Source organism: Nonomuraea sp. NPDC049725, assembly GCF_040674795.1.
Classification (GTDB): Bacteria; Actinomycetota; Actinomycetes; order Streptosporangiales; family Streptosporangiaceae; genus Nonomuraea; species Nonomuraea ceibae.
Genome location: NZ_JBFANJ010000014.1, coordinates 227,669 through 234,052, shown reverse-complemented (window position 1 = coordinate 234,052; position 6,384 = coordinate 227,669). Strand labels below are relative to the sequence as shown.

General features: G+C 71.3%; 6 protein-coding genes. 3 read left to right on the top strand and 3 right to left on the bottom strand.

What is annotated here, in order from left to right:
* Positions 1-90 precede the first annotated feature (90 nt).
* Complete coding sequence (locus tag AB0J53_RS32745) at positions 91-360, bottom strand: MerR family transcriptional regulator (protein WP_219508417.1); 270 nt, start codon at positions 358-360, stop codon at positions 91-93.
* Positions 361-1,054: 694 nt separating this feature from the next.
* Between AB0J53_RS32745 and AB0J53_RS32740 the strand changes: the two genes are divergently transcribed.
* The 3 genes from AB0J53_RS32740 to AB0J53_RS32730 all read left to right on the top strand — a co-directional run bounded on the left by AB0J53_RS32740 (position 1,055) and on the right by AB0J53_RS32730 (position 3,136).
* Positions 1,055-1,393, top strand: coding sequence for a YciI family protein (locus tag AB0J53_RS32740; RefSeq protein WP_364179531.1), 339 nt, complete (start codon positions 1,055-1,057; stop codon positions 1,391-1,393).
* Between the two features lie 28 nt (positions 1,394-1,421).
* Positions 1,422-2,588: a sigma-70 family RNA polymerase sigma factor gene (locus tag AB0J53_RS32735; protein WP_364179529.1), complete on the top strand. Its 1,167-nt coding sequence runs from the start codon at positions 1,422-1,424 to the stop codon at positions 2,586-2,588.
* A gap of 116 nt (positions 2,589-2,704) precedes the next feature.
* On the top strand, positions 2,705-3,136 hold the full coding sequence (locus AB0J53_RS32730) for an ester cyclase (protein ID WP_364179527.1): 432 nt from the start codon (positions 2,705-2,707) through the stop codon (positions 3,134-3,136).
* A 39-nt stretch (positions 3,137-3,175) separates the two neighbouring features.
* Here AB0J53_RS32730 and AB0J53_RS32725 read toward each other — a convergent pair whose 3' ends face one another.
* Positions 3,176-4,675, bottom strand: a complete 1,500-nt coding sequence (locus AB0J53_RS32725; protein ID WP_364179525.1) for a M28 family metallopeptidase — start codon at positions 4,673-4,675, stop codon at positions 3,176-3,178.
* Positions 4,676-4,837: 162 nt separating this feature from the next.
* Positions 4,838-6,307: an alkaline phosphatase PhoX gene (locus AB0J53_RS32720; RefSeq protein ID WP_364179523.1), complete on the bottom strand. Its 1,470-nt coding sequence runs from the start codon at positions 6,305-6,307 to the stop codon at positions 4,838-4,840.
* Positions 6,308-6,384: the final 77 nt, after the last annotated feature.

Below are 6,384 nucleotides of genomic sequence, written 5' to 3'. Positions count from 1 at the left end.
GGATGCCAAGCCGTTCAGGTGGACCAAGACCGCTGACCAGATCCTCGATCGCATCTGCCGCTACTGCGACCGAATCTCAAAACCAGCTCACTAGCGGTTCCGGGCCGCGCGCTCGCGCTCGTACGCGGCGTTGATGCGCAGCGCCTCGGCGAGCTGGTCCTCCAGGATGATGATCCGGCAGGCGGCCTCGACCGGAGTGCCCTGGTCGACGAGCTCGCGGGCCCGGGCGGCCAGGCGAAGCTGGTAGCGGGAGTAGCGCCGGTGGCCGCCACCGGAGCGTTTCGGCTCGATCAGCTTGGCGGCGCCCAGAGCCCGGAGGAACGTCGGGGTGACGCCCAGCATCTCGGCTGCCGCGCCCATGCTGTAGGCGGGGTAGTCCTCGTCGTCGAACCGGTCCCCGGCCGTGGGTTCGGCCGGTTCGGCCGGTTCGGTGATCCTGCCGCGGGCGAGCGTGTCACCCTCGGCGTTCGAACGGCGTTGATCCATACATTCCTTTCCGAAACGCGAACAGGGGGCCCCGGCGCAGGTCGCGCCGGGGCCCCGAAGAGTTCAACACCATCTACCGGCCATCAGGCCGGCTCATCTTTTCCGCATCCACCGCGCTGGGCGGCGGTGATGCGCGGATCGCGGATGCGTGACCGTAGACCACCTTCCTAACTGTGGAACTGCGGTACCCGAGCGGCGAGACTCAGCCGGCAACGGGCGATCCCGATGGCGTCAACACTCCCTTCATCTTTCTCTTCCGGACCTTTGTCCACCTTCACTTGCGGCAGCGCGTCCACGGTCGGGGCCCCTAACCACTGCGCTGGCCCGTCACGTCCGACCTTCTGCCATCCAATACTCCGGGCGGTTCGTCGTGGTGCTTACTGCTGCCGCCCGGCGAATCAGTTCCTTGCGATGTCAGAAAGACTAGCCCCCTCGCCACCAAATGTCTACTACGGCCGTGACAGATTTTCGGTAGCGGCGGAATCGGGAAGTCGGCGGGGCGGTGGGTGTCCCTTCCGGCGCCGCCCGTTCGTCGTGAAGATGGGGAACCCATGCCGCGGAGGATGCAATGCAGTACGCCTTGATGATCTACAGCGAGCCCCGCCACCTGGAGGGGCTGCCGGACGACGAGCGCGAGGCCGCCCACGCCGACTACCGCGCGCTGGCCGAGGACGACCGGTTCGTCTCGGCGGCGCAGTTGCAGCCGGCGGAGACGGCGACCTGCGTGCGCCTGGCGGGCGGCCGGACGCTGATGACCGACGGGCCGTTCGCCGACACCAAGGAGGTGCTCGGCGGGTTCTGCCTGATCGAGGCGGCCGACCTGGACGAGGCGGCGGAGCTGGCGGCGCGCATCCCGGCGGTGCGGCTCGGCGGCACCGTGGAGATCAGGCCGCTGGCCCAGCCCTGACCTGATCGGAGCGGATCGGAGGAGAACGGTGCTGGAGGAGGCGTTCCGCGACGAGTGGGGCCGGGTCGTGGCCTCGCTGGTCGGGTTCCTCGGCGACTTCGACCGGGCCGAGGACGCCGCCCAGGAGGCGTTCGCCGTGGCGGCGCGGACCTGGCCGAGGACCGGGCCCCCCGACTCGCCGGGCGCGTGGCTGGTGACGACGGCCCGCAACCGGGCGATCGACCGGCTCCGCAGGGAGCGCGCCCTGGCCGGGAAGATGCACCTGCTGGCGGAGCCGGAGGCCACCGTGGACGAGGTCGACGACACGTTGATCAAGGACGAGCGACTTGAGCTGATCTTCACCTGCTGCCATCCGGCGCTGCCCCTGGAGGGCCAGGTGGCGCTCACGCTGCGCGCGCTCGGCGGCCTGAACACCGCCGAGATCGCCCGCGCGTTCCTGGTGTCCGAGGAGACCATGAAACGGCGCCTGACCCGCGCCAAGACCAAGATCAAGGCGGCCGGCATCCCGTTCACGGTGCCGGGCGCGCACCTGCTGCCCGAACGGCTCGACGCCGTGCTGGCCGTCCTCTACCTGATCTACAACGAGGGCTACAGCGGCCGCGTCGACCTCGGCGCCGAGGCCATCCGCCTGGGACGGGTGCTGGCCGCGCTCCTGCCGGACGAGCCCGAGACGTACGGGCTGCTGGCGCTGATGCTCATCCACCACGCCCGGCGGCGGGCCAGGTTCGCCGGCGAGCGGGGCGAGGACCTGGTGCTGCTCGACGACCAGGACCGGTCGCTGTGGGACCTGGACCGGATCGCCGAGGGCCGGGCGGTGCTCGACCGGGCGATCGCGCTGGGCGGGCGCGGCGCGTACGTCGTCCAGGCCGCCATCGCCTCGCTCCAGGCGCACGAGCGGGTCGACTGGCCGCAGGTCGCCGAGCTGTACCGGCGGCTGGCGGCGCTGACCGGCTCGGCGGTGGTCGAGCTCAACCGGGCCGTGGCGCTCGCCCAGGCCGGCGACCCGGCCGGGGCGCTGCGCGCCGTCGACCGGCTCGACCTGGACGGCTACCTCTACTTCCACTCCACGCGCGGCGAGCTGCTGCGGCGGCTCGGCCGCGACGGCGAGGCCAGGGCCGCCTACCGGCGGGCGCTCGACCTGGCCGTGTCGGCCCCCGAGCGGCGGTTCCTCACCCGGCGGCTCGAACAGCTCTGACCCTGTCCCGGCGGCCGCCGCCCGTTCGTCCCCTGGGTAGGAACGCGCTCCCGCGGAGCGTGCTCGCCGCGCTCGTCGTCCGGGGGCGGTTCGGCCCTACCGACAAGGAGAACCACATGTCCGCCATCGCCGAGGCCAACAAGGCCACCCTCCGGCGCTTCCACGACGCCGTCAGCTCCGGGGACGCCGAGTTCATCGCCAGGACGATCGACGAGATCGTCGACCCGGGCGTGCTGATCCGCACGCCGCTGCCGATCCGGACGGAGGGCGTCGAAGCGCTGAAGGAGGTGCTGCTGACCCTGCACAGCGCCTTCCCCGACCTGCGCGTCGAGGTCGAGGACGTGATCGCCGAAGGGGACAAGGTCGTCACCAGGAACACCTGCACCGGCACGCACCTGGGCGAGTACATGGGTCTGGCGCCCACCGGCCGGTCCGTCACGTACAAGGAGATCCTCATCGCCCGGTTCGCCGGTGGGCGGCTCGCCGAGACCTGGGCGGTCGTCGACGTGGCCGCGCAGATGCGGCAGCTCGGCATGCTCCCGGGCTGACGTGCCCCCGCCGGTCCCGGGACCGGCGGGGGCGGGAGGTCACTCGCGGGCGTCCGGCGCCGACAGCACCGCCGTGGTGGCGGCCGGGCGGCGAGGGATGTCCCGCAGGCTGAAGGCGTACCTGGCCGTGGAGTCCGCGATCGCGTCGGAGTTCACGTCCAGGGCCGTCGCGTTGACGTTCGACAGCGTGTCGCACGCCTGGTGGTAGCAGGGGTCGAACGCGACGCCCGCCGTGCCGCCGAACAGCGCGGCCTGCTCGGGCGTCTTGATCTGCTCGGCGCCGGTGAAGATGCCGCCCGACGGGATGCCGACCGCGATGAACGGCCCGTAGTCGGAGCGGCCGTCGAAGTCGGTGCCGATCGTGGGCAGGCGGCGGGCCTCGTAGAAGTCCTCGAACCCGGCCTCGATCTCCGCGGACCCGGCAGGCCCCGCGGGCGCGCCGGTGGCGTCGGAGTCGTCGCCGTCATAGAGGAACGTCGCGTGGTTGGGCGAGGCGATCATGTCGAAGTTCAGGTAGAGCCTGATCCGGTCCCGCTCGGCCTGGCTCAGGCTCTCGACGTACTGGTCCGAGCCCAGCAGGCCGATCTCCTCGGCGGCCCAGAACGCGAAGCGCACCTTGTTCCTGACCGGGAAGTGCCGCATCTGCAGCGCGGTCTCCAGGATGGCGGCGCTGCCGGAGGCGTTGTCGTTGATGCCCGGTCCCTCGTGGACGCTGTCGAGGTGGCCGCCGACCATGACGACGTTGCGCGGGTCGCCGCCCCGCGTCTCGGCGATCACGTTCTCGTCGGTGCCGAGCGTCAGCGTCGCGTCCACCTTGAGCCTGACCTGCGTGCCCGGCGTCGCCGCCAGCGCCTGGCCGACGGCGAAGTCGGCGTAGACCATCGGCACCCCGGCCCGCCACTCGCCGATGTCCAGCGGGTTCGCCTCGGTGCGGCCCGGCTGGCCCTCGTTGAACACGATGATCCCGGACGCCCCGGCGAACCCGGCGAGCCGGATCTTCGTCGCGAACGGGCAGGTGCCGCGCTGGATGAGCGCGATGTTGCCCGCCTGGAAGCCGGCGAAGTCCGACGCCTCGCAGCCGCTGGTCGACGACGGCGCCGGCGACGGCGGCAGCGTCAGGTCCACGCCCTGCACGACCGCCGTCACGTCCCCGGCGGGCGACGGCTGGAAGGTGTAGAAGTCCTCGTTCGGCGTGTACGAGCCGAGCAGCGGCGGGGAGTTCTCCGTCCAGCCCTCGACGAAGTTGATCGGCTGGAGCGAGACCTTGTAGCCGGCCTGGCGCAGCTTGCCGGCCACGTAGTCGCGGGAGGCGTCGTAACCGGGCGTGCCGGCCGCCCGGTTGCCGCCGTTGGCCGTGGCCAGCGCCTGGAAGGTTTTCAGATGTTTGTTGACGTTGACGCCCTTGACCTTCTTCACCAGCAGCCTGGCGAAGGCGTCGTCCACGTGCCCCCCGGCGTGGGCCGGTGGCGCGAGGGCGAGGGGCACGGCGATGGCCGTGGCCACGGCCAGGGCACGGATGACGCCTTGACGAAGACGCATGATCATTTCGCACTTCCCATGGGACAGCCTGAAGCACCCGTTTCCCCCGAGGCGTGCTGAAGGGAACGTATTACCGCGGTTCCCTGCTGAGAAGCCCCGGCCGGCCCAGGGAATGTGCGAGATTCCGGACAATCCTGCGGTTGACGGCGTGGCCGCCGCTGTCTATAGGGGCCCTCTCCACCAGGGGCCGCGGATGGCGTACGTCCGGCCCGGCGGGTCCAGCGACCGGGTGCCGCCGAGCTGGTTGACGAACAGCACCGAGCCGTCCGGGCTGAAGCACGCCCCCGCGAACTCGCTGTCGTCGGCGATGTTCACCGCGAACTCGAACGGCTCACCCCCGCGCGGGTCCAGCCCGATCAGCCGGTTGACGTTGGTCAGGCCCGGAGCCAGCGGGTGCGGGTCGTCGTCCTCCGACGCGTCGTCCTCGCACAGCACGATGCCGCCGCGCGGGGTGAACGTCAGGTTGTCCGGCGAGTCCAGCTCCTTGCGCCCGCGCGACTCGTACACCAGCACGAGCGTGCCGCCGGTGCGGCCGGGCACGTACTGCCAGACCTGGCCGTAGCCCTTCAGGTAGCCCTCCTCGTCGGGGCCGTCGCCGGTCTTGGCGTCGCCGCCGCTGGTGGAGTTGAAGAACACCGCCCCGTCACCCCACCAGCAGCCCTCCAGCCGGTTGAACTTGGCCGCGCCCTTGGCCAGCCCCTGCTGCGCGCAGGTCGCCGCGCCGTTCTCCAGGTCGGGGTCCGGGTCGTCGATCCGCACCCACTCGACCGGCAGCCGGGCGCCCATCCGCTGGCCCTCGCGGCAGTCGTAGCCGTCCACGCCGACGATCTTGAGCATCTCCAGCACGCCGCCGGCCGACAGGTCGCGCGGGTTGCGGGGGCGGAACCGGTAGAACCCGTCGGGCTTGCCCGGATCGTCCTCGGTCTCGTACACGTACCCGGTGTACGGGTCGACGGCGACGGCCTCGTGCGAGAAGCGGCCCATCGCGGTGAGCGGCATGGACGCGGCCGGGCTGCCCGGCTCCGGGCCGTGCAGCGGCACCTCGAAGACGTAGCCGTGCTTGCGCTGCCAGCCCTGCTGCGGACCGGCCCACGTCTCCTCGCACGACAGCCAGCCCCGGTTGTGCAGCATGCGGCCGCCCGCGCAGTTGGCGATCGTGCCGTTGAGGCTGACGAAGTGACCTAACAGCTCGCCGGTGCGCAGGTCCACCTCCAGCGTGGTGGTGCCGGCGACGCCCAGCTCGTCGTAGCGCTGCGAGCCCGGCACGTGCACGCGGCCGTCCGGGTAGCCGGGCGGCGTGCGCACCTCGTGGTTGCGGATCAGCCGGACCGTGTGAGAGCGGGTGCCGGGGAAGGCGGCCATGCCGTCGTGCGCCATCGGCGTCGGCACGCCGTCGGACATCGGCGTGCCCGTCTTGCCGAAGACGACGTAGGAGAATCCGGCGGGCAGGGCGAGCAGTTCCTCCCCGGTGTTGGTGGTGGGGGTGCGCTGCAGCTCGCCGTATCCCGCGTAGCCGGAACGGGGTGATCGCCGTCCCGCGTCTGCCCAGGCGGCGTGCGCGCCCAGGGTGTTGATGGCGATGCCGCTCGCGAGCACGCCTCCGGTGGTGGCCAGGAAGGACCTACGCCTCATGCATGAACTCCTTGTGAACAAGAGATTTCCACACACTAAACGGATCTTGTGTCCCGGAGGCAGGCCCAAATGATCGC